The sequence below is a fragment of the Gluconacetobacter diazotrophicus PA1 5 genome (assembly GCF_000067045.1).
GTDB classification, from domain to species: domain Bacteria; phylum Pseudomonadota; class Alphaproteobacteria; order Acetobacterales; family Acetobacteraceae; genus Gluconacetobacter; species Gluconacetobacter diazotrophicus.
The window spans coordinates 2006540-2029428 of the sequence record NC_010125.1; the positions used below are offsets into that span (position 1 = coordinate 2006540).

General features: G+C 66.5%; 21 protein-coding genes and 3 pseudogenes. 12 read left to right on the forward strand and 12 right to left on the reverse strand.

Features of this window, described 5'->3' with window-relative positions; translation table 11 throughout:
• Window positions 1-120: 120 nt before the first annotated feature.
• From GDI_RS09395 to GDI_RS09405, 3 genes are all read left to right on the forward strand, one after another.
• Entirely contained in the window at window positions 121-363 is a 243-nt protein-coding gene (locus GDI_RS09395) for a helix-turn-helix transcriptional regulator (protein ID WP_012225643.1), read from the forward strand.
• 20 nt (window positions 364-383) lie between these two features.
• Entirely contained in the window at window positions 384-962 is a 579-nt protein-coding gene (locus tag GDI_RS09400) for a hypothetical protein (protein ID WP_012225644.1), read from the forward strand.
• A gap of 79 nt (window positions 963-1041) precedes the next feature.
• Window positions 1042-1572, forward strand: coding sequence for a GNAT family N-acetyltransferase (locus tag GDI_RS09405; protein WP_012553004.1), 531 nt, complete (start codon window positions 1042-1044; stop codon window positions 1570-1572).
• Here GDI_RS09405 and GDI_RS09410 read toward each other — a convergent pair.
• The 4 genes from GDI_RS09410 to GDI_RS09425 form a co-directional block, all read right to left on the reverse strand.
• Entirely contained in the window at window positions 1493-2338 is an 846-nt protein-coding gene (locus GDI_RS09410) for an SDR family oxidoreductase (RefSeq protein ID WP_012225646.1), read from the reverse strand. The two genes, GDI_RS09405 and GDI_RS09410, sit on opposite strands and share 80 nt — an antisense overlap.
• Before the next feature lie 101 nt (window positions 2339-2439).
• The gene (locus GDI_RS09415; RefSeq protein ID WP_012225648.1) at window positions 2440-3171 is read right to left on the reverse strand and encodes a GIN domain-containing protein; all 732 of its coding nucleotides are present in this window, start codon (window positions 3169-3171) and stop codon (window positions 2440-2442) included.
• A gap of 66 nt (window positions 3172-3237) precedes the next feature.
• Window positions 3238-3804: a DUF1700 domain-containing protein gene (locus tag GDI_RS09420; RefSeq protein ID WP_012225650.1), complete on the reverse strand. Its 567-nt coding sequence runs from the start codon at window positions 3802-3804 to the stop codon at window positions 3238-3240.
• Window positions 3801-4166, reverse strand: coding sequence for a PadR family transcriptional regulator (locus tag GDI_RS09425; protein WP_231854085.1), 366 nt, complete (start codon window positions 4164-4166; stop codon window positions 3801-3803). Before GDI_RS09425 ends, GDI_RS09420 begins: the two co-directional genes overlap by 4 nt.
• A gap of 423 nt (window positions 4167-4589) precedes the next feature.
• Here GDI_RS09425 and GDI_RS09435 point away from each other — a divergent pair, with 423 nt between their 5' ends.
• From GDI_RS09435 to GDI_RS20260, 4 genes and pseudogenes are all read left to right on the forward strand, one after another.
• A complete protein-coding gene (locus GDI_RS09435) occupies window positions 4590-5426 on the forward strand; it encodes a sulfotransferase family protein (RefSeq protein WP_012225658.1) in 837 nt (278 codons plus the stop codon).
• Window positions 5423-9175, forward strand: a complete 3753-nt coding sequence (locus GDI_RS20490; protein WP_197535937.1) for an autotransporter outer membrane beta-barrel domain-containing protein — start codon at window positions 5423-5425, stop codon at window positions 9173-9175. The genes GDI_RS09435 and GDI_RS20490 overlap by 4 nt, the downstream gene beginning before the upstream one ends.
• 15 nt (window positions 9176-9190) lie before the next feature.
• Window positions 9191-10177 (forward strand): annotated as a pseudogene (locus GDI_RS09445) (IS481-like element ISGdi9 family transposase); the annotation flags it as partial.
• A 51-nt stretch (window positions 10178-10228) separates the two neighbouring features.
• Window positions 10229-10489: pseudogene (locus GDI_RS20260) on the forward strand (autotransporter outer membrane beta-barrel domain-containing protein); the annotation flags it as partial.
• A gap of 13 nt (window positions 10490-10502) precedes the next feature.
• Here GDI_RS20260 and GDI_RS20265 read toward each other — a convergent pair.
• From GDI_RS20265 to GDI_RS09455, 3 genes are read right to left on the reverse strand one after another with little or no spacing between them, the layout of a single operon-like run.
• Entirely contained in the window at window positions 10503-10874 is a 372-nt protein-coding gene (locus GDI_RS20265; RefSeq protein ID WP_231854086.1) for a SurE domain-containing protein, read from the reverse strand.
• A gap of 21 nt (window positions 10875-10895) precedes the next feature.
• Window positions 10896-11297: a 5'/3'-nucleotidase SurE gene (gene surE / locus GDI_RS20270; RefSeq protein WP_012225664.1), complete on the reverse strand. Its 402-nt coding sequence runs from the start codon at window positions 11295-11297 to the stop codon at window positions 10896-10898.
• A 10-nt stretch (window positions 11298-11307) separates the two neighbouring features.
• The gene (locus GDI_RS09455) at window positions 11308-11973 is read right to left on the reverse strand and encodes a JAB domain-containing protein (protein ID WP_012225665.1); all 666 of its coding nucleotides are present in this window, start codon (window positions 11971-11973) and stop codon (window positions 11308-11310) included.
• A 107-nt stretch (window positions 11974-12080) separates the two neighbouring features.
• On the opposite strand from GDI_RS09455, the gene GDI_RS09460 reads away from it, so the two are divergent.
• Window positions 12081-12788: an HAD hydrolase-like protein gene (locus tag GDI_RS09460; protein WP_012225666.1), complete on the forward strand. Its 708-nt coding sequence runs from the start codon at window positions 12081-12083 to the stop codon at window positions 12786-12788.
• Between the two features lie 8 nt (window positions 12789-12796).
• Here GDI_RS09460 and GDI_RS09465 read toward each other — a convergent pair whose 3' ends face one another.
• A complete protein-coding gene (locus GDI_RS09465) occupies window positions 12797-13531 on the reverse strand; it encodes a JAB domain-containing protein (protein WP_012225667.1) in 735 nt (244 codons plus the stop codon).
• Window positions 13532-13578: 47 nt separating this feature from the next.
• On the opposite strand from GDI_RS09465, the gene GDI_RS09470 reads away from it, so the two are divergent.
• The 4 genes from GDI_RS09470 (at window position 13579) to GDI_RS09485 (ending at window position 19818) form a co-directional block, all read left to right on the forward strand.
• Complete coding sequence (locus GDI_RS09470; protein ID WP_231854087.1) at window positions 13579-15861, forward strand: ATP-dependent helicase; 2283 nt, start codon at window positions 13579-13581, stop codon at window positions 15859-15861.
• Complete coding sequence (locus GDI_RS09475) at window positions 15858-16763, forward strand: 50S ribosomal protein L11 methyltransferase (RefSeq protein ID WP_012225671.1); 906 nt, start codon at window positions 15858-15860, stop codon at window positions 16761-16763. Before GDI_RS09470 ends, GDI_RS09475 begins: the two co-directional genes overlap by 4 nt.
• A complete protein-coding gene (locus GDI_RS09480; RefSeq protein WP_012225673.1) occupies window positions 16760-18550 on the forward strand; it encodes an aminopeptidase P family protein in 1791 nt (596 codons plus the stop codon). Before GDI_RS09475 ends, GDI_RS09480 begins: the two co-directional genes overlap by 4 nt.
• Window positions 18551-18789: 239 nt before the next feature.
• Window positions 18790-19818: an isocitrate/isopropylmalate dehydrogenase family protein gene (locus GDI_RS09485; RefSeq protein ID WP_012225675.1), complete on the forward strand. Its 1029-nt coding sequence runs from the start codon at window positions 18790-18792 to the stop codon at window positions 19816-19818.
• A gap of 41 nt (window positions 19819-19859) precedes the next feature.
• On the opposite strand, the gene uraH is transcribed toward GDI_RS09485, so the two are convergent.
• The 4 genes and pseudogenes from uraH to GDI_RS09500 form a co-directional block, all read right to left on the reverse strand.
• Window positions 19860-20210 carry a hydroxyisourate hydrolase gene (uraH, locus tag GDI_RS20275; protein ID WP_231854317.1) on the reverse strand — a complete coding sequence of 117 codons (351 nt, stop codon included), beginning with the start codon at window positions 20208-20210 and terminating at the stop codon, window positions 19860-19862.
• Window positions 20211-20213: 3 nt separating this feature from the next.
• Window positions 20214-20723 (reverse strand): annotated as a pseudogene (gene uraD, locus GDI_RS20280) (2-oxo-4-hydroxy-4-carboxy-5-ureidoimidazoline decarboxylase); the annotation flags it as partial.
• An 11-nt stretch (window positions 20724-20734) separates the two neighbouring features.
• On the reverse strand, window positions 20735-21640 hold the full coding sequence (gene puuE, locus GDI_RS09495) for an allantoinase PuuE (RefSeq protein ID WP_012225679.1): 906 nt from the start codon (window positions 21638-21640) through the stop codon (window positions 20735-20737).
• Window positions 21637-22884: a pyridoxal-phosphate-dependent aminotransferase family protein gene (locus GDI_RS09500; protein WP_081482872.1), complete on the reverse strand. Its 1248-nt coding sequence runs from the start codon at window positions 22882-22884 to the stop codon at window positions 21637-21639. Before GDI_RS09500 ends, puuE begins: the two co-directional genes overlap by 4 nt.
• Window positions 22885-22889: the final 5 nt, after the last annotated feature.

Sequence of the window (22889 nt, forward strand, 5' to 3'; positions counted from 1 at the left end):
GGCGCCTGCCCCGCGAAAGTCGCCGCCCAACTGATGGCGACTGCCCGCGTCGCGACAACAAGTTCTTGCTGACAGGGATACATATGTTGTGTATGCACAACATGATCAAGGATTGACTGGATGCATAACCGGATTGCGATGTTTCGTGCGGAGCGCGGTCTGACACGGCGTGCCCTGGCCGAGGCGGTCGAGGTCAATCCTCAGACCATCGGCTATCTGGAGCGCGGCGACTACAAGCCGAGCCTGGAACTGGCCCTGAAGATTTGCCGCGTCCTGGGTGTCGAGGTGGACATGGTGTTCTCGCTGGAACCGTTCGAATCCGTTGCGGAACAGATGCGGCGTGCGATGAGGAACGGTTCATGATGTATCGTGGGTACGTATAGATGGTCCCCGTCAATCCGTGGTCGACGCCCGACCGCTCGATCGCGGCGTTCCTGGATGTTCCGGCGAAAGCCTTCGCACAGGGCATGGACCGGATCGGCATGCCGGTCCTCGCAGACAATCCGGACATGAAGCGCGATCCCGCGTCCGTCCGTTATCGCTGGCGGCCTGCCCTGATCCTGTTGCTGACAATCGTCAATCTGACCTGGCTGTCGATAAGCCCGCATCCCTCTCCGTTACTGTTCATGTATGTCCAGATCGGTCTCTCAGGATGGTTGAGCGGACTCGTCTACAAATTCGCGCAGGCTCTGGGTCCCGTCTTCGAATGGGACGAGCGCCAGCAGGCGCTTGCAGGTGCCGCGCGGGAGAAAGGACTGATGGGGGCGCTATTGCTGACATATACCGGATTAGGCGTTCTGCTTTGGCAACTCCTCGCGGCCGCGCAACGCCGGGTAGATTTCCTGCTGCCCCGCCTTGCGACAGAAATAATATTACTCCTGACGGCGACAGTCATCGTCTACCAATGCATCCGGCTGCTCTACCTTTCTTGGGCGGATCGTTCCCTTCCCGATCCAGAATAAAACCGACCGGCACTTTGACTTTTTTGACCTGAGCGGAGAGGCTTGGGAAACGTCATGCAGCTGATTGGGATCGAAACCAATGGAAGCGGCCCTTTATATCAGGCGGGCGAAGCCTGATGATTGCGCGCTGATATTCGCGATACACAAGGATTCCGTCCTCGGTCTTTGCGCATCGCATTACTCCGACACGCAGATGTCCGCGTGGTTCGAAGGACGCGCATCGGACGATTATACGACGGCAGTGGAACTGGGCAGTTGCTGGATCGCCTATAAAGCGGACGATCCCGTCGGATTTTTAGGCCTGTTCGCGAACCGCATTTCCATGATTTTCGTGCAGAGTGCCGCCTCCGGCCAGGGGATTGGCACGATTCTGCTTCACTTCGCCCTGGATCGGATCAGGGAAGCTGGAAACAGTTCCGCAATTCTTGACGCGACACTGAACGCGCAGGGATTTTACGAGAAATACGGCTTCAGGAAAGTCGCGGACAGCCACCTGGTCCGGCCGTCCGGCATGAAGATCGAAACGGTCGTCATGGAGCGGTCCATTCGCTCGCCACCGCGTGGGCGAAATCGCGATAGGACCGTGGCGGATGGCCGAGCAATGTCGTGAGGCGGTCGATCTGCGCTGCCGTCGCCGTCGCGCCGTCCTGTTGATAGCGGCGGAACATGAGCTTCAGGTCATAGGCCTGCCAGGCCGGCGCGAACGCCCGCAGACGCTGTTCCATCGTATCCAGATCGTCGCCGCCATAGCGGATCGGACGATCCAGGATTTCGCTCCAGATCGCCGCGATCGCAGCACCGGTCAGCCCGTCCGGCCCGACCAGTTCATACGTCTCGCGCGGCAGCGGGGCGGCGGCCTCGCCGATGTCGCGCGTATCGACCATCGAGATGCCCTTGGTGCCGACCGGGCTGGCGTAGAGCCCCTGCGTTAGCAGCGCGTCCTTCTGCCGGACATCGTTCTGGAAGAAATAAGCCGGGCGCAGCACCGTGGCCGGCAGATCGCAATCCGCGATCATCCGCTCGACCGCGTATTTGCCGATGAAGTGGGGAACATCGGCATATTCCTCCCCCTTGAACACAGACAGATAGACGATGCCCTTCACGCCGGCCTCGCGCGCCACGTTCAGCGTCAGCATGGCCTGTGTCAGCTCGTCCGCGGCGTTCGGCGCCAGCAGGAACAGCGTGTCGACGCCGTCCATGGCGGCGCGCACGGAATCGATGTCGGACAGATCGCCTTTCACGGGGACGGTGCCGGCCGGTAGCCGGGCCGTGTCGGGTGCGCGCGTCAGGACGCGAACCTCCCCGCCCTGCCCATCCAGATAAGCCAGAACCTGGGAGCCGATCGTGCCCGTCCCCCCGATGACCAGGATCGTCATGTCACAGCCTCCTCATAGCCGGGTCGCGATGCGTGGCCCTGGCAGGAACGCCATGTGGTCATGATCGCCCCAAAAGCGGCATGGTTGCCCCGGGACTTGTCCTACAGCGAGGTTCCCTTCGCGGCCTCATCCACCGTCACGGTGCCCAGCCCCTCGATATCCTTCGTCAGCGAGGCAGGCTGTCTGGTCAGTTCCACGGCGCCGATGCCGCTGAGGTGGATGGACGCGCGTCCCGTCGGGCCGGCCGTGACATGCCCTGCCCCTTCGATATCGATATCGGCGTCCCTTACGACCATGTCCGACAGGTCGGCATGGGCCGCGCCGGCCACGTTCAGCGTGATCGCATCCGCCCTGCCATGGCCGACCACGTCGGCGGCCCCTTCCACGGTCAGGCGCAGATGATCCACCGCCACGTTCTGCAGGGTCAGCGATCCGGCGGAACGGACGGTCAACGCCTTCAATCCCGGCGCGGTCACGACGATCCGCAGGTGATGGATATGCCAGCTTCGGGTCGATTCATGATCCAGGTCGATCACGTCGTCATCCAGCGTGACCCGATCGATGGCCCGTTTCGGGCCGCTGACGGTGATGCTGGATGTCGGCCCCTGCGTATAGACGATGGTGGCCGGCAGTTCGAAGGTCAGCGCCTCGCCGCCCTTCCAGTCCAGGGTGCGCGATGCCATCGGTGACTGGGGCGCGTCCCCATCGTCATCGATCAATACGCCCAGATCGGGGACATGCCAGCCCATCGGCCCCCGGACGGAGGCGACCCCGAAACAGGCCATGGACAATGCAGCACCGCCCACGGCCACCAATATGATCCCGCGAATCATCGAGCCCTCCTGCGCGTATGGATTGATATCGCGCTATATTCGATTGTTTTTAAAACTTATTGCCCGTCAGGCATCTGCGGCGATCAGCCGATAGTGCGCACGCCCGTACCGGGCCAGGACATTGACCAGCCCGATGGTGAAGAGGATGCAGAACGCCACCAGGGATGCCCCGCCACTGAGCAGGCCCATGCTGAGCAACACCGCCTGCAACCGGTCGCCGGCGAAGCCCGGGAAATTTGTGATGATGGCGAACGGCAGCGCCAGGCTGCCCCCCAGGCAGATCCCCACGCCGGCGATGAAGAACGAGAAGACGGTGGTCACGGCCGCGACCAGAAGCGGCAGGACGATGAACAGGTCCAGTGCCGCCAGCCCCAATACGCCCACGATCACGCCCAGGGCGGAGGCCAGGCTGCGTTCGTCCTCCCACCGGCGCAAGCCGGCTTCGGCACGCAGTTCCCGCGCCAGGCGCGACGGATTGCCCAAGGCGGCGGCCACATCGGCCTCGCTACGGCCGGCGGCCAGGCCGGCATCGAAATGCCCTTCGTAATCGGCCATGATGTCGTCGATGGCAGGTCGCGGCATCCCCTTCAGGCCGGCCTTCAGGCGGCGGAGGAACGTTTGTCGCTCATTCATGGCGTCTTCTCCTGATCCTGCTCCAGGACGGCGGCGACAGAGCGCGTGAAATCGTTCCATGCAGCCTTTTGGGCATCCAGATTTTTCCGACCGCCTTCAGTCAGGCGGTAATATTTTCGCGGCGGGCCCGAGGACGATTCCACCAGATAGGTGGACACCAGCCCGTCCTTCTGCATGCGACGCATCAGCGGGTATATCGTACCCTCCCCCATATCGATCGCATCCGACAGACGGCTGGCGATGTCGTAGCCGTACGAGTCAGCGCGCGAGAGAAGCGCCAGGACGCAGAGTTCCAGCACCCCCTTTTTGAATTGGACAAGATTAGGGTCCACGGCGTGTCGATCCTCGGACCGGTCCCGCACCAACGCAGAACCTGTCTATGCAAGATAGCCATCATTAGATGGTTCCTTGCAATAGTCTTGTTGGGGGATACGATATTTTTTACGTCCCGATTCCTCCCCCTGCCGCAACCTGACAGGTGGGAAACATCGCAAGCGTGTCTGAAAAAACCGATTCCGGACAAAATATGTGGTGACGCTATGGTAGTTGCAGAATCCACGGTAGTTGCAGGATAGGTACAGCGTAGATATATTTACCGACAATACTTCCGATCAGGTCGCATTCCCGGTTCTATAGGTCATGCGTTTTGATCTCGATCATATTTTGACCGTCCTCTTCCAGCCTACGTTGCTTATCTCTTTCGCCGGCATCGGCGTGGGGGCGCGGTCCCACGACACGACGAGCGGCAAGCAGAGTACGACGGGCAGATTTTCGATGACGGCATTTTGCAAACCATCCTTCCCGACCATAGCGGCGTAATGCACTTCATCTCGGGACTTCCCCGCTCGGGCTCGACGCTGCTGGCGGCCATCCTGCGGCAGAATCCCCGCTTCACCGCGTCCATGAGCAGCCCTGTCTGCGGCCTGGTCCGCAAGCTGCTGGACGGGATGAGCGCGAATAACGAATTCGCGTCCTTCATCACCGACGAACAGCGCCGACGCATCCTGCGCGGGGTGTTCGAGAATTATTATGGCGACGATTTCACGTCCCGGACCGTGTTCGATACCAACCGGGCGTGGAGCAACTGCCTGCCTCTGCTGGGCGACCTGTTTCCCGGCTGCCGGGTCATCGCCTGCGTCCGCGACGTGCCCTGGATCCTCGACAGTATCGAACGGCTGGTCCGCCGGAACTGCCTGGCGGCGTCGGGCATGTTCAATTTCGATTCCGCCGGCTCGGTCTATACGCGGGCCGAGGCCGTGGCACGGGCCGACGGCATGCTGGGCTACGGCTACAACGCCCTGAAGGAAGCCTTCTATGGCGAGCAGACCGACCGGCTAATGCTGGTCCGTTACGAAACCCTGGTCCAGGACCCGCGACGGGTGCTGTCGGCGGTCTACGATTTCATCGGGGAAACGAATTTCGCCCACGACCTGAAGAATATCCGCTTCGACGCCGAAGCCTTCGACCGGCGCATGGGCACGCCGGGGCTGCATCAGATCCGTCCCGCCATCGGCTGGCAGCCGCGGCGGAACCTGCTGCCCCCCAACCTGATCGCCCGCTTCGCCGACGACGCGTTCTGGAACCACCCCAACGCCAACCCGAACGGGGTTCGGGTCATATGATCCGCCGCACCCTGGTCGCAACCCTCAGAAAGACCGTCACCACACCCATGACCGTTATCCAGCAAGCCTCTTCCGAACCAGAATCGTTTCTCGCGCTCATCCGTCGTGCCACCACGCCACGAACAGGGCGCCACACGCATGGCGCCAGCGCCCGGTTGCGTGTCTCGGTCTCCAGCCTGGCCATCCTCTGCGCCCTCCGGCTGGCCCTGCCCCATCAGGCGTCGGCCCAGACCGTGGTCGTGACCTCTCCCCTGACGGGCGCTTCGAACTTCAATGCCGGTGGTGCGGACGGAACGTCAGGCGCCGGCGGCACGGGCACCGGTGTCGGCGGCGGTACGGGGGGATCTTCTTCTGGAAATAATGCCGCGGGGGGCAGCGTCGGTGGTTCTTCCGCCGGCTATGGCGGGACCGGCTTCGGCGGTGGTGGTGGCGGCGGCGCGGGCGGCCAGATCGGCAATCAGGGCAATGGCGCCGGCGGCGGTGGCGGCCTCGACGGCAGCGTCAGTAACGGGAGCGCTGGCGGGGGTGCTGGCGGGGGCGTCGGCACGACGGTGACGGCGGGTAGCTGGACCAACAATTCCTCTGTTTCCGGTGCTTATGGCGGCAATGGCGGCAATGGCGCGCCGGTCATGAACAGCGGCGGCGGCGGCGGTGGCGGCGCGGGCGTCTACGCCTCGGGCTCTGGTTCTGGTTCGGTTACGTTGATCAATAATGCCGGTGCGGCCATTCGGGGCGGCTTCGGCGGCGAGTACGCCGGATTCGGCGTCAACACCACGGGCATTGGCGGCGGCGGCGGCGGCGGAACCGGCGTTGCCGGTAGCAACTTCACCCTGACCAACGCCGGTACCATAGCCGGTGGCGGCGGTGGATACGGCTACACCGGCGGCAGCGGCGGCAACGGTGTCGGCGGTACAAACTTCAACCTGTCGAACTCCGGCAACGTGACAGGCGGCAATGGCTACAACGGCAGCCTTGGTGGCACCGGCGTTGCGGGCTCCGGCTTCACCCTCACCAACTCGGGCACGATAGCAGGCGGCCTCGGCGGCGGAAGCGGTGGAAGCGGCGTTGCCGGCAGCGGCTTCACCCTGACCAATTCCGGCACCATAACGGGCGGCAATGGCAATTATTTCACCCCTCCCCCCACTGGCGGCAACGGCGGAACCGGCGTTACCGGCAGCGGTTTCAGCCTGACCAACACCGCCACCGTAACAGGCGGCAATGGCAGCAGCGGCTTTGACTTCGACAGCGGCAACGGTGGCAACGGCGGAAGCGGCGTTGCCGGCAGCAGCTTCACCCTGGCCAATTCCGGCGCCATAACGGGCGGCAACGGCGGCAACGGCGGCGACGGCGGCGACGGCGGCGACGGCGGCAATGACAGCTATGGCCAGGATAGCCATAACAGCAACGGCAATGGTGGTCATGGCGGCGGCGGCGTCACCGGCAGCGGCTTCACCCTGACCAATACGGGTACCATAACGGGCGGCGATGGCGGCAGTGGCGACGGCGACGGCAAGGGCATCGATGGAAGCGGCGGGGTCGGCGTGACCAGCACGGGGGGATCGACGATCGTCACCTCCGGCCAGATCAGCGGCGGTGTCTCCGCTGCCGGTGTGCAGGCCGATGCCGTTGACCTCAGCGGTGGCGGCAACACGCTGAAACTGGAAAGTGGGTATGGCTTTACCGGCAATGTCGTCAGCACCAGTGGCACCACGAATGGGGGCGACACCCTGGAATTGGGCGGCACGGCCAACGGCACGTTCAACCTGTCGCAGATCGTCACGACAACGCCGACATCCTGGACCGGAACCGTTCAATATTCCGGATTCGACAGGTTTCTTGTGACCGATTCGGCGGTATGGACGCTGACCGGATCGACGAATGCCGTCTCCATCGCCGCGTCGATGCAGATCAACAACGGTGCAACGCTCCAGTTTGATAACGGCGCCGCCGGCATATCGCTCGCGGGCACCTTTACCGACAATGGAATCCTGACCATCGGGGGCAGCGCCGCCGCCGCCTCGCTGGCCGGTACCGGCACCGCCAATCTTGCCGGCATCCTGACCCTGACCAACGCCGCCGATCGTTTCAGCGGCACCATCCAGGGAACCGGCGGCCTGACCATTGCGGGGGGTAACGAGACGCTGACCGGTGCCAACACCTACAGCGGTGGCACGACGATCGAGGCCGGCACCCTGACGGTGGGAAGCAATACGGCCCTGGGAACCGGGGTGCTGGACATGGCACAGGGCACGGCGCTGGCCTTCGGAACGAATGGCCTGACGCTGGGCAATGCGATCGTCCTGAACGGCGACCCGACGGTCGAGATCGACAGCGGCACCGACACCCTGGCCGGCACGATCAGCGACGGCGCAACGCCGGGGGACCTGGTCAAGACCGGGGCCGGCACGCTGGTGCTCGCGGGCAACAGCACCTATAGCGGCGGCACCGAAGTCGCGGCCGGCACGCTGCAGGTCGACGGCGCGATCGCCAGTCCGGTGACTGTGGATACGGCGGGCACGCTGGCGGGCGCCGGCACCATCGGCACCACCACCGTCTCCGGCACGCTGGCGCCGGGTGATGCCGGCGTGGGTACGCTGCATGTGAACGGCAACCTGACCATGGCAGCGGGCTCGACCTATCAGGTGGACGTGACGCCGGCGGCGGCGCTGGGACATGTGGCGGTCACCGGTGCCGCCACGCTGCAGGGCGGCACGGTCGCGGTCACGGCGGGTGCGGGAAACTGGACGACCACGCGCTACACCATCCTGACGGCGGGCGGCGGGGTAACCGGACAGTTTGCCGGCGTGCTGACGAATCTGGCCTTCCTGACACCGACCCTGGCCTATGATTCCGACGACGTGTTCCTGAGCCTGAGGCGCAACACGCTGGATTTCGCGGGCGTCGCCACCACGCGCAACGAGGTCGCGGCCGGCAACGGGCTGTCCGGCACGACCAGCGGTGCCCTGTATGACGCGCTGGTGCAGACCGACGCGGCCACGGCGCGGCACGCGTTGAACAGCCTGTCGGGTGAACTCCACGCCTCGGCGCGCACCGCGTTGGTCCAGGACAGCTATTACGTGCGCGACGCCGCGGTCGAACGGCTGCGCGGCGTGGAGTGCGCGCCGGGTGCCGCCAGCGGCATGAAAACCGCCGCCGGAGGAAAGCCCACCGACGGCGCCTGCCAGCCGGACCGGGCATCGGTGTGGATGCAGGATTACGGCTCGTTCGGGCATAATGGCGGCAACGGCAATGCCGCCGGGATGGGCCATTCGGTCGGCGGCTTCGTGCTGGGCGCGGATGCGCCGGTGCTGGGCTGGCAGGTCGGCGGCCTGGTCGGCTACGGCCATTCCTCGTTCGACAGCGGGGCGGTGTCCTCGTACGGGCACAGCAGCAATGTCAGCCTGGGCCTGTATGCCGGCACCCACTGGGGCCGCCTGGCCCTGCGCACGGGGGCGACCTATAGCTGGAACATGCTGTCCACCACCCGCAATGTCGGGTTCACCGGGTTCTCCAACCGGCTGAACACCGACTATGACGGCGGCACCGCGCAGGCCTTCGGCGACCTGGGCTATCGCCTCGATGCCGGCCCGGCGATGATCGAGCCCTTCGCGAACGTCGCCTATGTCAACCTGCACACCAACGGCTACATTGAGCATGGCGGCCCGGCGGCGCTGGCCGGCCGGGCCATGGATACCGGCGTCACCTACTTGTTTGGTCCCGGGATTTGGTGGTGCATTATTTTCACATGAGTGGAAGGATGCGCTATGGGCCAGGTTCACCACGGAAGCGCCACGACGACAGCGGCAGTCCGTCGAGCGATACAACATAGTCAAGAGAGCCTGAGGGTTCTGGCGAAACGCTACGGGATCAACCCGAAGACGGTCGCCAAATGGAAGGGGCGGACCGATACGTCGGATCGACGCACCGGTCCGAAGGTCGCATCCTCAACCATCCTGTCGACCGAAGAAGAAGCGATCGTTGTGGCCTTCCGTCGCCATACCCTGCTGCCTCTTGATGATTGCCTTTATGCGCTTCAGGCGACGATCCCGCATCTGACGCGATCTTCCCTGCACCGTTGTTTTCAGCGCCATGGGATCAGCCGCCTGCCCGAGACCGAAGGCGACAAACCAAAACGGTCGAAGTTCAAGAGTTATCCGATCGGCTATTTTCACATCGACATTGCTGAAGTCCGCACTGAAATGGGGCGCCTTTATCTTCTGGTGGCGATCGACCGGACCTCGAAATTCGCTTTTGTCCAATTGCACGAGAAAGCGACACGTCGCGTTGCCGGTGACTTCCTGCGTGCTCTGGCCGCTGCGGTTCCCTACCGCATCCATACCGTGCTGACCGATAACGGCACGCATTTTACCGATCCGGCCGGCAATGGATGGACACCCGAAGACATCAAGGCCATGCGGGCGGATGGTGTCCTGTTCCGGTGCCACTCTTTTGAACTGGCCTGTGCTGATCTCGATATCGAGCATCGACTGACAAAGCCGCGACATCCCTGGACGAATGGCCAGGTCGAGAGGATGAACCGCACGATCAAGGACGCCACCGTCAAGCGCTTCTACTACGAAACACATGACCAGTTGCGTCAACACCTCGCCGACTTCGTTACCGCCTACAATTTCGCCCGCAGGCTCAAGACCCTGCGCGGCCTCACTCCATATGAATTCATTTGTCAGCAGTGGGAAAAAGAACCATCACGGTTCATACATAATCCGCACCACCAAATCCCGGGACAAAACACCTACTCGACCTTCGGGGCGCGGTTCGCCGGCACGGTCCGGGTGGGCGGCGTCGCGCTGACGCCCAATGCGACGCTGGGCTATCGCCACGCCTTCGGCCTGACCACGCCGACCACGCGCGAGGCGTTCCTGGCCGGCGGCAACGCGTTCGACGTCGCGGGCGTGCCGCTGTCCACCGACGCGGCGGTGCTGAAGGCGGGGCTGCAGGCGAAGCTGACCGACAGGCTGAATGTCGGCCTCTCCTATGTCGGGCAGTATGGCGACCACTCCACCGACAGCGGCCTGACCGGTAACGTCAAGGTCACGTTCTGATCCCACCGCCCGTTCAGGGCCTGGGGGCGGAGTCCCACCTGGCGCGCATGCGCGCCAGGACGGCATCGTCGGTGCGTTCGAACCGCAGGGGCGTGACCGCGATGTGGCCGGCGGCGAGGGCCGCCGTTTCGGTGCCGGCCTCGTCCGCCCTGGGGGATCGCGTCAGGGTCAGCCAGTGATCCTGCCCGTTGCGCGGGTCGGTGCGCGGCAGGATATCAGCCCCGTCCAGCAGGCCCGTCCCCTGGCTGGTCAGGATCGGCGCGCCGGCCTGGCCGGCCGGGCAATCGGGAAAATTGACGTTCAGGCAGGCGCCGGTGGCCCAGTCCAGCGGCAGCATGCGGCGGATCACCCCGGCGGCCAGCGTGCGCGCGGTGTCCCAGCGCACCGGTTGGCCGGCGGTAAACGCCTAGCTGAGCGCGATCGAGGGAATCCCCAGCAACATTCCCGTCATGGCCGCCCCCACGGTGCCGGAAAAGACGGTCTCGATCCCCAGGTTGGCACCGCGATTGACCCCGGACAGGATCAGGTCCGGCCCCTGCCCGGCCATGAGGTGCCAAACGCCCATGACGACGCAATCGCCCGGCGTTCCCAGCACCGCATAACGCCGCACCCCCTTTTCGCTGATCCGCAGCGGGTCGTGCAGGCTCAGCGCGTGCGACGTACCGCTCTGGTCGTGTTCGGGGGCGACCACCCAGACCTCCGGCGACAGCATGGCCGCGACCTGTTCCAGGACCTGCAGGCCCGGCACGTCGATTCCATCGTCGTTGGTCAGCAGAATGCGTTTGGCAGCGAAGTTCGTTCCGGTCATGTCACATCCTTTAAAGCAGGCCCGCTTGGCGGAAGCTGATCGAAGCGCCGTTTCCGACGATCACGTGATCGCGGACCGTCAGGCCCAGCACGGTGGCGATCTGCGCCAGCCGGCGGGTCATGGCGATATCCTCGCGCGACGGGGTCGGGTTCCAGCCGGGGTGGTTGTGGACCAGGATCAGTTCGCTGGCCTTCAGCTGGATGGCGCGGCGCATGACCTCGCGCGGGTAGACCGGGGTCTGGTCGATCGTGCCCTGGGCCAGGACCTCATCGGCGATCAGCCGCGTACCACGGTCCAGGAACAGGACGCGGAACTGTTCGACCGTGTCCCGCGCCAGCGACGCCTGCAGATAGGCCATCAGCGCATCGTGGCAGGACAGCAGGTCGCCCTGCCTGATGCGGGCGCGCATCAGGCGGATCGCGGCTTCGCGCAGTAGCGGGACGATCACGCGGATTTGCAACCGTCCCGCGACGGCCGAGGCCAGTTCCGCCGGGTCGGCGGCGAAGACCGCGCCGATGGTGCCGAAACGCGCCAGCAACGCACGGGCGGCATCCGCCGGATCGGCACCGGGCGGCAGGGCCAGGGCCAGAATCGAGGCCAGCAGCGCGGTATCGTCCGCAGCGTCGTGTGGGGAGCCGCCAGGGGCGCCCGCACGGTCCGTGGGGGGCAGGTTCATCGGCAGGTCCCGCCTGGTACAGGGCCGGATGCCTCGGGTGACGGTCGCAACGGCTCGATTGCGTGCGTATATAGAATACTCATGGAGCCTAAAGGATTATCGCCGGTATGAATGTCCTGTCGTCCTTGAACCGTCACGATGCGGTTCTTCTTGATCTCGATGGCACGATCGTCGATTCTCGTGCCGGAATTATCGGCTCCCTGCACGATTCGTTGTGCGATCTTGGGCATGAACCCGATCCCGAGGAAGACCTGACCTGGGTAGTCGGCCCCCCGCTGCACGATCTGGTCGCCCGGGTCTTGCAACATTATGGCGACGACCGGGCCGAAGAGGCTGTCCGACTCTATCGCTATCACTACGAACGCCACGGCATGCATCGCAGTGCCGTGTTCGCCGGCATGCAGGATGTCATCGAAACGGTGGCGGCATCCGGCGCGCGGCTGTTCCTGGCGACGTCCAAGCCGGTGCATCTGGCGCGCGCGATCCTGGATCTGCGCGGGCTGACGAAATATTTCACCGCCTTGTACGGCGCGCGGCCCGATGACAGCGGGGCGGAAAAACCGGAACTGATCGGGCAGTTGCTGCGCGAGCACGCAATTGCGGCCGGCCGCGCCGTCATGGTCGGCGACCGTCGCTACGACATCAGCGGGGCGCATGCGAATCATGTCCGGGCGCTGGGCGCGCTTTGGGGCTATGGCGGCGAGGAAGAACTGACCGAGGCCGGGGCGGATGCCCTGGTGGCCGATCCCGGCGAGCTTCTGGCCGCGATCCGCAGCCAGCTTGCGGCGGCGCACCTGCACCCCGCTGCGGAATGACGGCCATCCTATAGCCGCCGCTGCTGCCGCAGGCTGAGCCACTGGCCATGGTGCAGGATCAGGTGGTCCTGCACCGTCAGGGACAGGTTCTGCGCATGGTAGGAAATAGCCTGCATCAGCACGGCGTCACGCTCGACCAGCGCCGCGGGGGGCGGCCAGACCGGGGCGATGCGGATGCCGACGAAGGCGGTGGCGTGCAGGTCGAGCGCGCGCAGCAGGATATGGCGCTGCACCAGGTCCAGTTCCCCCGTATCCAGCGCGGCGTCCAGGGCTTCGTCGGCGATGATGTGGTTGCTGCTGTCGAGGAAGAGAATCCGCAACTGGCCGGGCGGTGCGCCGGTCAGGACCGTGTCGCAATAGGCCAGCACGGCATCCCAGTCGCGCATGGGCGTGCGCGTCAGCGGGTCGGGGCGCGACAGACGCTCGGCCACGCTGGCCGGCAGCATCAGCGGCAGCGCCACCCGGTCCGACAGGCCCGCCGCGCGCAGGGCATCGGCCGGCGCCGACAGCAGGGCGCCCAGGCTGCCGAACCGGTTCAGCAGCGCCTTGGCCATCGGCTTGGTATCGCGGCGCGGCACGCCGGAAAACAGCAGCATTTCAATAATTTCGTAATCGGCCAGCGACCCGGCGCCCGATGCCAGCACGCGCGCGCGCATCCGGGCGCGGTGCCCGGTGGGGCCGGTCTCCTTGAACGGGGCACTCTGTCGGGGGGCTTTCCCCCCATCCCCGCCCGTCCGTGTCATTCCATCCTCTCTTTCACGCCTGGCCACAGACCCGCCTGCCCGCGCGAATGCGCGCGCATAAGCTTGGTCATAATCTCCGGACGCCCTATACGGAAATCGTGACCCAGACCCCAGCCCCCTTCCCCGAGCGTCCCGCCGCTGATCGTCCCGACTACCTTCAGCGGCTCAATCCCGAACAGCGGGCGGCGATCGAGACGACCGACGGTCCGTTGCTGGTCCTGGCCGGCGCCGGCACCGGCAAGACGCGCGTCCTGACCACCCGCTTCGCCCATATTCTGCTGTCGGGCCGGGCGCGGCCATACCAGATCCTGGCGGTGACCTTCACCAACAAGGCGGCGCGCGAAATGCGCGAGCGGATCGGCGCCCTGCTGGGCGAGCCGGTCGAGGGATTGTGGCTGGGCACGTTCCATGCCCTGTGCGCGCGCATGCTGCGCCGCCACGCCGAATATGTGGGCCTGGGCAGCGGCTTCACGATCCTGGACACCGACGACCAGTTGCGCCTGCTGAAGCAGGTGATCGAACCCTTGCGCATCGACACCAAGCGCTGGCCGCCGCAGGGTATCCTGGGCGTCATCCAGCGCTGGAAGGACCGGGGCCTGACGCCCGAACGCGTGACCCCGGCCGAGGATTGCGACTTCGCCGGCGGGCAGTGCCGCCCGATCTATGCCACCTACCAGGCACGGCTGGTCCAGTTGAACGCCTGCGATTTCGGCGACCTGATGCTGCACGTGACCGAGATCCTGCGGACCCGGCCCGACGTGCTGGCCCAGTATCACCGGCTGTTCCGCTATATCCTGGTGGACGAATACCAGGACACGAACACGATCCAGTATCTGTGGCTGCGCCTGCTGGCCCAGCGCGAGGGCCAGCCCGCCAATATCTGCTGCGTGGGCGACGACGACCAGTCGATCTATTCCTGGCGCGGGGCCGAGGTCGAGAACATCCTGCGCTTCGAACGGGACTTCCCCGGAGCCGCCGTCGTGCGGCTGGAACGCAATTACCGTTCCACCGCCCAGATCCTGGGGGCGGCGTCCGGCCTGATCGCGCATAATGACGGGCGGCTGGGCAAGACCCTGCGCCCGGGACGCGAGGACGCATCGGGCGAGAAGGTGCGCGTGGCGTCGGTCTGGGATTCGGACGACGAGGCCCGCCTGGTGGGCGAGGAGGTCGAGCGGCTGCGCGCCGGGGGGCATTCCCTGGCGGAAATCGCGATCCTGGTGCGGGCCGGATTCCAGACCCGCGCGTTCGAGGAACGGCTGATCACCCTGGGCCTGCCCTATCGCGTCGTCGGCGGGCTGCGATTCTACGAGCGGTCGGAAATCCGCGACGCCATGGCCTATATGCGGGTGCTGAACCAGCCGGCGGACGACCTGGCGTTCGAGCGGATCATCAACGTGCCCCGGCGCGGCATCGGCGCGGCCGCGATGCAGAAATTCCATGTCGCCGCGCGCGAGGGCCAGATGCCTCTGGCCGCCGCCGTGATGGACCTGATCGCGCGGGGCGCGCTGAAGGGCCGCGCGCGCGAGCAGATGACCGCGCTGATGGCCTGCCTGGCGCGCGGACGCGAGGCCCTGCCGCGCGAGGGGCATGTGGTGGTGGTCGAAACGCTGCTGGAAGAAAGCGGCTATATCGACATGTGGAAGGCCGATACCTCGCCCGAGGCGCCCGGACGGCTGGACAACCTGAAGGAACTGGTGCGGGCCCTGGCGGATTTCGAAAGCCTGGGCGGCTTCCTGGAACACGTCGCGCTGGTCATGGAAAACGAGGAGAATGCCGGCGCCGAGCGCCTGAGCATCATGACCCTGCACGGCGCGAAGGGCCTGGAATTCGACACCGTCTTCCTGCCGGGATGGGAGGAAGGGGTCTTCCCGTCCCAGCGCACCCTGGACGAGGGCGGCCTGAAGGGGCTGGAGGAGGAGCGGCGCCTGGCCTATGTCGGCATTACCCGGGCGCGGCACCGGGCCGTCATCAGCCACGCCGCCAGCCGGCGCATCTACGGCAACTGGCAATCGGCGATCCCCAGCCGGTTCATCGAGGAACTGCCGGCCGAGCACGTCACCACCACGGGGGGCGCGGCGCAGGCACGGTCGCGGACGTTCGGCCATGCGCCCCTCTCTTCCACCGCCTTCCCGGTCATGGCGCGGCGGCCGCGCGTGACCGATGTGGGGGAAAAGGGCCCGACTGCCGCGATGGCGGTGGGAACGCGGGTCTTCCACCAGAAATTCGGATACGGAACCATATCGTCCGTCGAGGGCAACCGGCTGGAAGTCGCGTTCGAGAAAGCCGGCCCGAAACGGGTCCTGGATACATTTGTCGAGAAGATCCCATGACATCTCTGACCCGTCGGCATGCGACGGAACTGGAAACCATTGCCGTCACCGTCCCGGCCGAGGCCGTGATGGCGTACGAGGACGCGCTGTCGGTCGTCTGCACCACCATCGGCATTTTCGAACTGGATGACAGCCAGATCCTGTGGCGGGTCGAAGGCGTACGCGATGTCGGCTACGGCGACAGCGAACTGACGGGTGCGCTGGCACTGGCCGCGACCGTGACCGGCCACGCGGCGGAACTGGAACGCGTGCGGACCGAGGCCGAGGGCTGGCTGGCCCGGACCTATGATTCGTTTCCCGAACAGACGGTCGGGCGGCGCTTCGTCGTGCGCGGCACGCATCTGGACGCCCCTGCCGCGTCACGCCGCATCGCCATCACGCTGGATGCCGGGATGGCGTTCGGATCGGGCGAACATGGATCGACCCGGGGCTGCCTGCGGGCGCTGGAAAGCGTGGCGCATCGCCGCCCGCAGCGCATCCTGGACATGGGCTGCGGGTCGGGAATCCTGGCCATGGCGGCGGCGGCGCTGCTGCACCGCCCGGTACTGGCAGTCGATATCGAACCCTGGTCGGTGCGCACTACTGCGCAGAACGCGGCCCTGAACGGCCTGTCCGGACTGGTCACCGCGCGGCTGGGCAATGGCTGGCGCACGCCCGGGCTGAAGCGGTATGCGCCGTTCGACCTGGTCTTCGCCAACATCCTGGCCCGCCCGCTCTGCATGATGGCGCGGGACCTGGCCCTGAACCTGGCGCCTGGCGGCACCGCGATCCTGGCCGGACTGCTGAACAGCCAGGCCGGGATGGTGCTGGCCGCCCACCGGCGCCAGGGCCTGGTACTGGAACGGCGCCTGACCGAAGGCGACTGGACGACCCTGGTGCTGCGCAAGAGGACGACGACATGACGGCGATCGCTTCCCGCCTCCCTGCCCTGCGGACCGTGCTGGGGCAGATGGACGTGGATGGTTTCATCCTGCTGCGCGGTGACGAGCATCTGGGCGAATATGTCGCACCCTGTGCCGAGCGCCTGGCCTGGCTGACCGGGTTCACCGGCAGCGCCGGCATGGCCGTGGTGCTGCGCGACGGGCCGGCGGCGGTGTTTTCCGACGGCCGCTATGTCACCCAGATGGACCAGCAGGTGGACGGCGCGGCCTGGTCGCGCCTGCATCTGCGCGACACGCCGCCGGCCCGCTGGCTGGCATCCCATGCCGGGGCGGGCCAGCGGATCGGCTACGACCCGCGGCTGGTCGGCGAGGCCGGGTTGCAGCCCTTCCTCGATTGCGGGCTGACCATGGTGCCGATGGCGGCCAACCCGGTGGACCGCATCTGGACCGACCGGCCGGCGGCACCCGCCACGGCCTGCATGCCGCAGCCCCTGGCCTTCGCGGGCGAGGACAGCGCCGCCAAGCGGGCACGGATGGCCGCCATCCTGAAGGCGGACGGCCAGGATGCCGCCGTGCTGGGCGACCCCACCGCCATTGCCTGGTTGCTGAACGTCAGGGGCCATGACGTTCAATACACCCCCGTCTGCCTGGCCTTCGCCATCCTGCATGACGATGCGCGGGTGGACCTATTCATCGACCCCGCGCGCCTGCCGCAGGACACGGCGGCGTGGCTGGGCCCCGAGGTGACGATCGTGGAGCCGGCGGGGCTGGAGGCGGCACTGGCGGCGCTGGCCGGACGGCGGGTGCGCGTCGATCCGGTCGGGACCGCCATATGGTTCATCCAGATGCTGGAGGCGGCCGGGGCGACGGTGGCGCGCGGCGGCGACCCGTGCGTGCTGCCCCGCGCCCGGAAGAACGATGTCGAGCAGGACGGCGCACGGCGGGCGCATCTGCTGGACGGGATCGCGCTCTGCCGTTTCCTGCACTGGATGGATACCGAGGGCGTGGGCCCGGATAGCATAAGGCCGGGAGAACTGGACGCCGCGAACCGGCTGGACGCGTTCCGCGCCCTGTGCCCGGACTATCGCGAGGAAAGCTTTCCCGCGATTTCCGGGGCCGGCCCCAACGGCGCGGTCATCCATTATCGCGTGACCCCCGAAAGCAGCCGGACGATCGGGACGGACGAGGTCTATCTGATCGACAGCGGCGGGCAGTATCCGTTCGGCACCACCGACGTCACGCGCACGATCTGGACCGGCGCCGGCCGAGGGCCGGAGGATGTGCGCCACGCCTTCACCCGCGTGCTGAAGGGGCATATCGCCCTGGCGCGGGCCCGCTTTCCGGTGGGCACCACCGGGCACGCGCTGGACGGGCTGGCGCGCTATGCGCTGTGGCAGGCGGGAATGGATTACGACCATGGAACCGGCCACGGCATCGGCAGCTATCTGTCGGTCCATGAGGGACCGTGTTCGATTTCGCCCGTCTATCGGCCCGTCGCGGTCGAGGCCGGCATGATCCTGTCCGACGAACCCGGATATTACCGGCCCGGCGCCTTCGGCATCCGGCTGGAAAATCTGCTGCTGGCCCGCCCGGCACCGGCCGAGCCCAACCGGTCGTTCCTGGAGTTCGAGACGCTGACGCTGGCGCCGTTCGACCGGCGGCTGATCGACGCGTCCCTGCTGACGGCGGAGGAAACCGCATGGATCGATGCGTACCATGCACGGGTTTGTGAAACGCTTGCCCCGCATCTGGAGGCTGCACCCACGGCATGGCTGCATGCCGCATGTGCCCCGATCGGCGCGGAATAGCGCGGGATAGCGCCGGATAATGTGACCGGGAAAGCACCCGAGGCGGCGGGGAGTGGAATTGTCACCCGTCGGCCACGGGCCTAGTCACTATGTCACGTGGCCTGCCGATCCGGGATATCCCGTAAGAATGCATTGGCGGGACACTGGGACCATACGGGTTCCGGCATGGCGGTTCCGCCTCGCGAACGGATCGTCCGTGGCCCGGACCTGTCAGACTGCACAGAGGGAGACGTTCGACAATGTCCGCTGAAAAGACCATTCCGGCTACCCTGATCCCCGGCGATGGGATCGGACCCGAAATCACGGAATCCGTGACCGAGATCCTGGCGGCCGTCGGCGCGCCGTTCGACTGGGACAACCAGCTCGCGGGCATGGCGGCGGTCGACGCCACCGGCAATCCGCTGCCGCCGCAGACGATCGCCAGCATCCATCGCACCGGACTGGCCCTGAAGGGCCCGCTGACCACCCCGGTCGGCGGCGGCTTCAAGTCGATCAACGTCACGCTGCGGCAGGAGTTCGGCCTGTTCGCCAATCTTCGTCCGACGCACACGATCGTCCCCGGCGGCCGCTTCGACAAGATCGACCTGGTCCTGGTGCGCGAGAACCTGGAAGGCTACTACGCCGCCATGGAAAGCTACATCCCGGTGGGCGACGACCCGCACGGGATCGCGACCGGCGCCGGCTACAACTCGCGCGCCGAATGCAACCGCATTGTCCGCTTCGCCTTCGAATACGCGGTCAAGAACAACCGCAAGAAGGTGACGCTGGTCCACAAGGCCAACATCCTGAAGCTGCTGACCGGCCTATTCCTGGAAGAAGGCCGCAAGGTCGCCAAGGAATATGAAGGCCGCGTCGAGTGCAACGAGCGCATCGTCGATGCGTGCGCCATGCAGCTGGTCATCGACCCGTGGCAGTTCGACGTGATCGTCACCACGAACCTGTTCGGCGACATCCTGTCCGACCTGACGGCCGGCCTGGTCGGCGGCCTGGGCCTGGCCCCGGGCGCCAATATCGGCGAGAAGGCAGCGGTATTCGAGGCCGTTCACGGCTCGGCGCCCGACATCGCCGGCAAGAACGTCGCCAACCCGCTGGCGCTGCTGATGGCCGCGAACATGATGCTGAAGCATGTCGGCCGCGCGGATCTGGCCACCCGGATCGAAAGCGCGATCCAGTCCGTCATCACAGAGGGCACGGTCCGCACCCGCGACCTGGGCGGCACCGCCGGCACGCGCGAACTGACCGCGGCGCTGAAGCAGAAGCTGGTCTGACCCGGAATGCCGGCCCGGTTTTCCCGGGCCGGCAACCTCTCTCAGCTTCCCCGATAGGTCGAAAACCCGTACGGGGAGACCAGCAGCGGCACATGATAGTGCCCGCCCTTCCCGTCCACAGGCGGGGCGATGCCGAAGGCGATCGGCACGATATCCAGGAACGGCGGGTCGCTCAGCGCCACGCCCTGCCCCCGGAAATACGCCGCAACCCCGAATTCCAGACGATAGGCGCCCGGTGCCAGGGCACCGATCCCGGCCAGGTCCGGACAACGCCCATCCCCGTTGGTTCGCCCGCTGAACAGGCGTGTGGCGCCCGACCACAACGCGATGTCCATCCCGGCGGCCGGCCGGCCGGAGACCAGGTCCAGCACATGGCTGGACAGGGTGATCACGGCTTCCTTTTCCAGCCGCGCCAGGGCGTCGGCCAGGCGCAGCCTGGCGATCTTGCCGATTTCCACGATCGCGGTCCGCACCTCCTGCTCCGGCGTGTGGACGACGCGGCGTTCCATCTCGGACAGGATGAAATCCTTGTCCGACAACCGCACGCAGATCACGAACGGCATGGCGAAGCGCGCGGCGTAGGCGTCGTTCAGGCGGTTGAACCGGGCGTATTCCTCGGGCGACAGACGGTCCAGCCCGGCGGATGCCTGCTCGGCGGCCGAGGCCTGTGTCAGGGTCGGGTCCACCCCGGCCCGCCGCGCCAGTTCGGGATGCGCGCGCACCAGCGCCAGCTTCTCGGCGTCGGTGGCCCGATTCAGCACCTGGTTCATGGCCGCCAGCATCGCGTCCGGGTCCGGAAAAGGCCGCAGGGACGCCGCCCGTGCCGCGACCCAGGGCGAATGTTCGTACAGCGCGCCGAACAGGGCGACGAAATCCGCCGGGTCCAGCCGGTTGACCCGGTCCATGATGCCGATGGTCATGCGGGGTGAACCTCCAGCCAATGGCGGGCTATATCCAGCCGGGTGGCGACCCAGACGCGATCATGCGCCATGACATGGTCCAGGAAGCGCGCCACCGCCCGCGCCCGTCCGGGGCGGCCGGCGACACGGCAATGCAGGCCGACCGACATCATTTTGGGCGCCGATTCCCCTTCCTCGTACAGCGCATCGAACGTGTCGCGCAGGTAGCGGAAGAACTGCTCGCCCTCCGTAAAGCCGTTCAGGGCGACGAAGCGCATGTCGTTCGCGTCCAGCGTATAGGGGACGATCAATTGCGGTCGCCCGTACCTGCGGTCGTAATAGGGCAGGTCGTCGGCATAGGAATCGGCGTCGTAGACGAAGCCCCCTTCCTCGGCGACCAGGCGGGCGGTGTTCGGGCTGGTGCGCCCCTGGTACCACCCCACCGGTCGCGATCCGGTCAGGGCGGTATGCAGCGCGATGCAGTCGCGGATATGGGCGCGTTCCACATCCTCGGGGATGTCCTGGTAATCGATCCAGCGCAGGCCGTGGGTGGCGATGTCCCACCCGGCCCCCAGCATGGCCGCCACCGCGTCGGGATTGCGCGCCATCGCCGCCGCCACGCCGAAGACCGTCACGGGCAGCGACCGCTCGGTGAACAGCCGGTGCAGGCGCCAGAAACCGGCGCGCGACCCGTATTCGTACAGGCTTTCCATGGCCATGGCCCGCGCGCCGGGGATGGACCGGGCACCGATCATCTCGGACAGGAAGGCCTCGGACCCCGCATCGCCATGCAGGACCGAGTTTTCACCCCCTTCCTCGTAATTGATGACGAACTGCACGGCGACCCGGGCCTGCCCCGGCCAGCGCGGATCGGGCGGATGGCCGGCATAGCCGACCAGGTCGCGGGGATACGGGTCCGTCATGACGCGGCCCCGGGTGCGGCCCCGGGCATGGCCTCGTAGGACGCGCGGGCGGCATCCACGCCGGCCCCGCGCGGCAGGGCGTGGCCTTCGGCGGCCAGCACGGCTTCCAGCGCGCCCAGCGTGATCAGCACCTTGTGCTTCATGGCGTTGTAGCCCATGGCGCCGATGCGCCAGATCCGGCCCGCCAGCGGGCCGAAGGCGGTGCCGATCTCGATCTCAAACTCCTCGCGCATGCGGGTGCGGGCGCGCTCACCATCCACGCCGTCGGGGATGAACACGCCGGTGACGTTGGCCATGCGGTACGCATCCTGGCCGTACAGCGTCAGGCCCATCGCCCGCAATCCGGCGGCCATGGCCTCACTCGCGGCGCGATGCCGGGCGAAGCGCGCCTCCAGCCCCTCTTCCACCATGATCCGCGCCGCCTCGCGCGCCGCATAGAGCATGGAGGTCGCTTCGGTATGGTGGTTCAGCCGCTTCTCGGACCAGTATTCCATGATCATGGCCAGGTCGAAATAGTTCGATCCGATCCGCGTCCGGCTGCCATCCTGGGCATCGGCGCCCCTGATCCCGGCCTCGACATGCCGGCGGGCCATGATATGCGCCGCCGCCCGGTCCGAGATGGTGATGGGGGCCGAGCCCGGCGGACCGCCCATGCATTTCTGCAATCCGCCCGTCACCACATCCACGCCCCAGGCGTCGGTCGCCACCGCCATACCGCCCAGCGTCGCCGTGGCATCGACATAGGACAGCACGCCGTGCCGCCGGCAGATCGCCCCCACGCCGTCCAGCGGCTGGGCCATGGTGGTCGAGGTATCGCCGTGGATGGTGGCGAAGACCTGCGGCCGGTGTTCGATGATCGCGGCCTCGATCTGCTCCGGGGGCGCGACCTCGCCCCACGGGATGTCGATGGTGCGGATCTCGGCGCCGATGCGCTGCGCGATTTCCGACAGCAGCAGCCCGAACCGGCCCGCCCGCAGGATCAGCAGCCGCGCCCCCGGCTCGACCAGCGAGACCAGGGCGGCCTCGATCCCCGCCCGCGCCGTGCCGTCGACCAGGAAGGTCCAGCGGTTTTCGGTCATGAACACCTGGCGGTACAGCGCCATCGTCTGGTTCATGTACCCCGTCATCTCCGGGTCGAACTGGCCCAGCATGTCCGCCGTCATCGCGCGCAGCACGCGCGGATGCACATTCACCGGCCCCGGCCCCATCAGCAGCCGCTGCGGCGGATCGATCTGCCCGAACATCGTCC

Excerpts from the sequence above, each read along its gene's own strand:
- GDI_RS09465 (WP_012225667.1), bottom strand. The coding sequence starts at position 13,531 with ATGACACGGACGGGCGGGGATGGGGGGAAAGCCCCCCGACAGAGTGCC.
- GDI_RS09410 (WP_012225646.1), bottom strand. The coding sequence starts at position 2,338 with ATGACGATCCTGGTCATCGGGGGGACGGGCACGATCGGCTCCCAGGTT.
- GDI_RS09460 (WP_012225666.1), top strand. The coding sequence starts at position 12,081 with ATGAATGTCCTGTCGTCCTTGAACCGTCACGATGCGGTTCTTCTTGAT.
- GDI_RS09400 (WP_012225644.1), top strand. The coding sequence starts at position 384 with ATGGTCCCCGTCAATCCGTGGTCGACGCCCGACCGCTCGATCGCGGCG.
- GDI_RS09475 (WP_012225671.1), top strand. The coding sequence starts at position 15,858 with ATGACATCTCTGACCCGTCGGCATGCGACGGAACTGGAAACCATTGCC.
- GDI_RS09500 (WP_081482872.1), bottom strand. The coding sequence starts at position 22,884 with ATGTTCGGGCAGATCGATCCGCCGCAGCGGCTGCTGATGGGGCCGGGG.
- puuE (WP_012225679.1), bottom strand. The coding sequence starts at position 21,640 with ATGACGGACCCGTATCCCCGCGACCTGGTCGGCTATGCCGGCCATCCG.
- GDI_RS09470 (WP_231854087.1), top strand. The coding sequence starts at position 13,579 with ATGCGCGCGCATAAGCTTGGTCATAATCTCCGGACGCCCTATACGGAA.
- GDI_RS09420 (WP_012225650.1), bottom strand. The coding sequence starts at position 3,804 with ATGAATGAGCGACAAACGTTCCTCCGCCGCCTGAAGGCCGGCCTGAAG.
- GDI_RS09485 (WP_012225675.1), top strand. The coding sequence starts at position 18,790 with ATGTCCGCTGAAAAGACCATTCCGGCTACCCTGATCCCCGGCGATGGG.
- GDI_RS09480 (WP_012225673.1), top strand. The coding sequence starts at position 16,760 with ATGACGGCGATCGCTTCCCGCCTCCCTGCCCTGCGGACCGTGCTGGGG.
- GDI_RS09395 (WP_012225643.1), top strand. The coding sequence starts at position 121 with ATGCATAACCGGATTGCGATGTTTCGTGCGGAGCGCGGTCTGACACGG.
- GDI_RS20490 (WP_197535937.1), top strand. The coding sequence starts at position 5,423 with ATGATCCGCCGCACCCTGGTCGCAACCCTCAGAAAGACCGTCACCACA.
- GDI_RS09415 (WP_012225648.1), bottom strand. The coding sequence starts at position 3,171 with ATGATTCGCGGGATCATATTGGTGGCCGTGGGCGGTGCTGCATTGTCC.
- GDI_RS09405 (WP_012553004.1), top strand. The coding sequence starts at position 1,042 with ATGGAAGCGGCCCTTTATATCAGGCGGGCGAAGCCTGATGATTGCGCG.
- GDI_RS09455 (WP_012225665.1), bottom strand. The coding sequence starts at position 11,973 with ATGAACCTGCCCCCCACGGACCGTGCGGGCGCCCCTGGCGGCTCCCCA.
- surE (WP_012225664.1), bottom strand. The coding sequence starts at position 11,297 with ATGACCGGAACGAACTTCGCTGCCAAACGCATTCTGCTGACCAACGAC.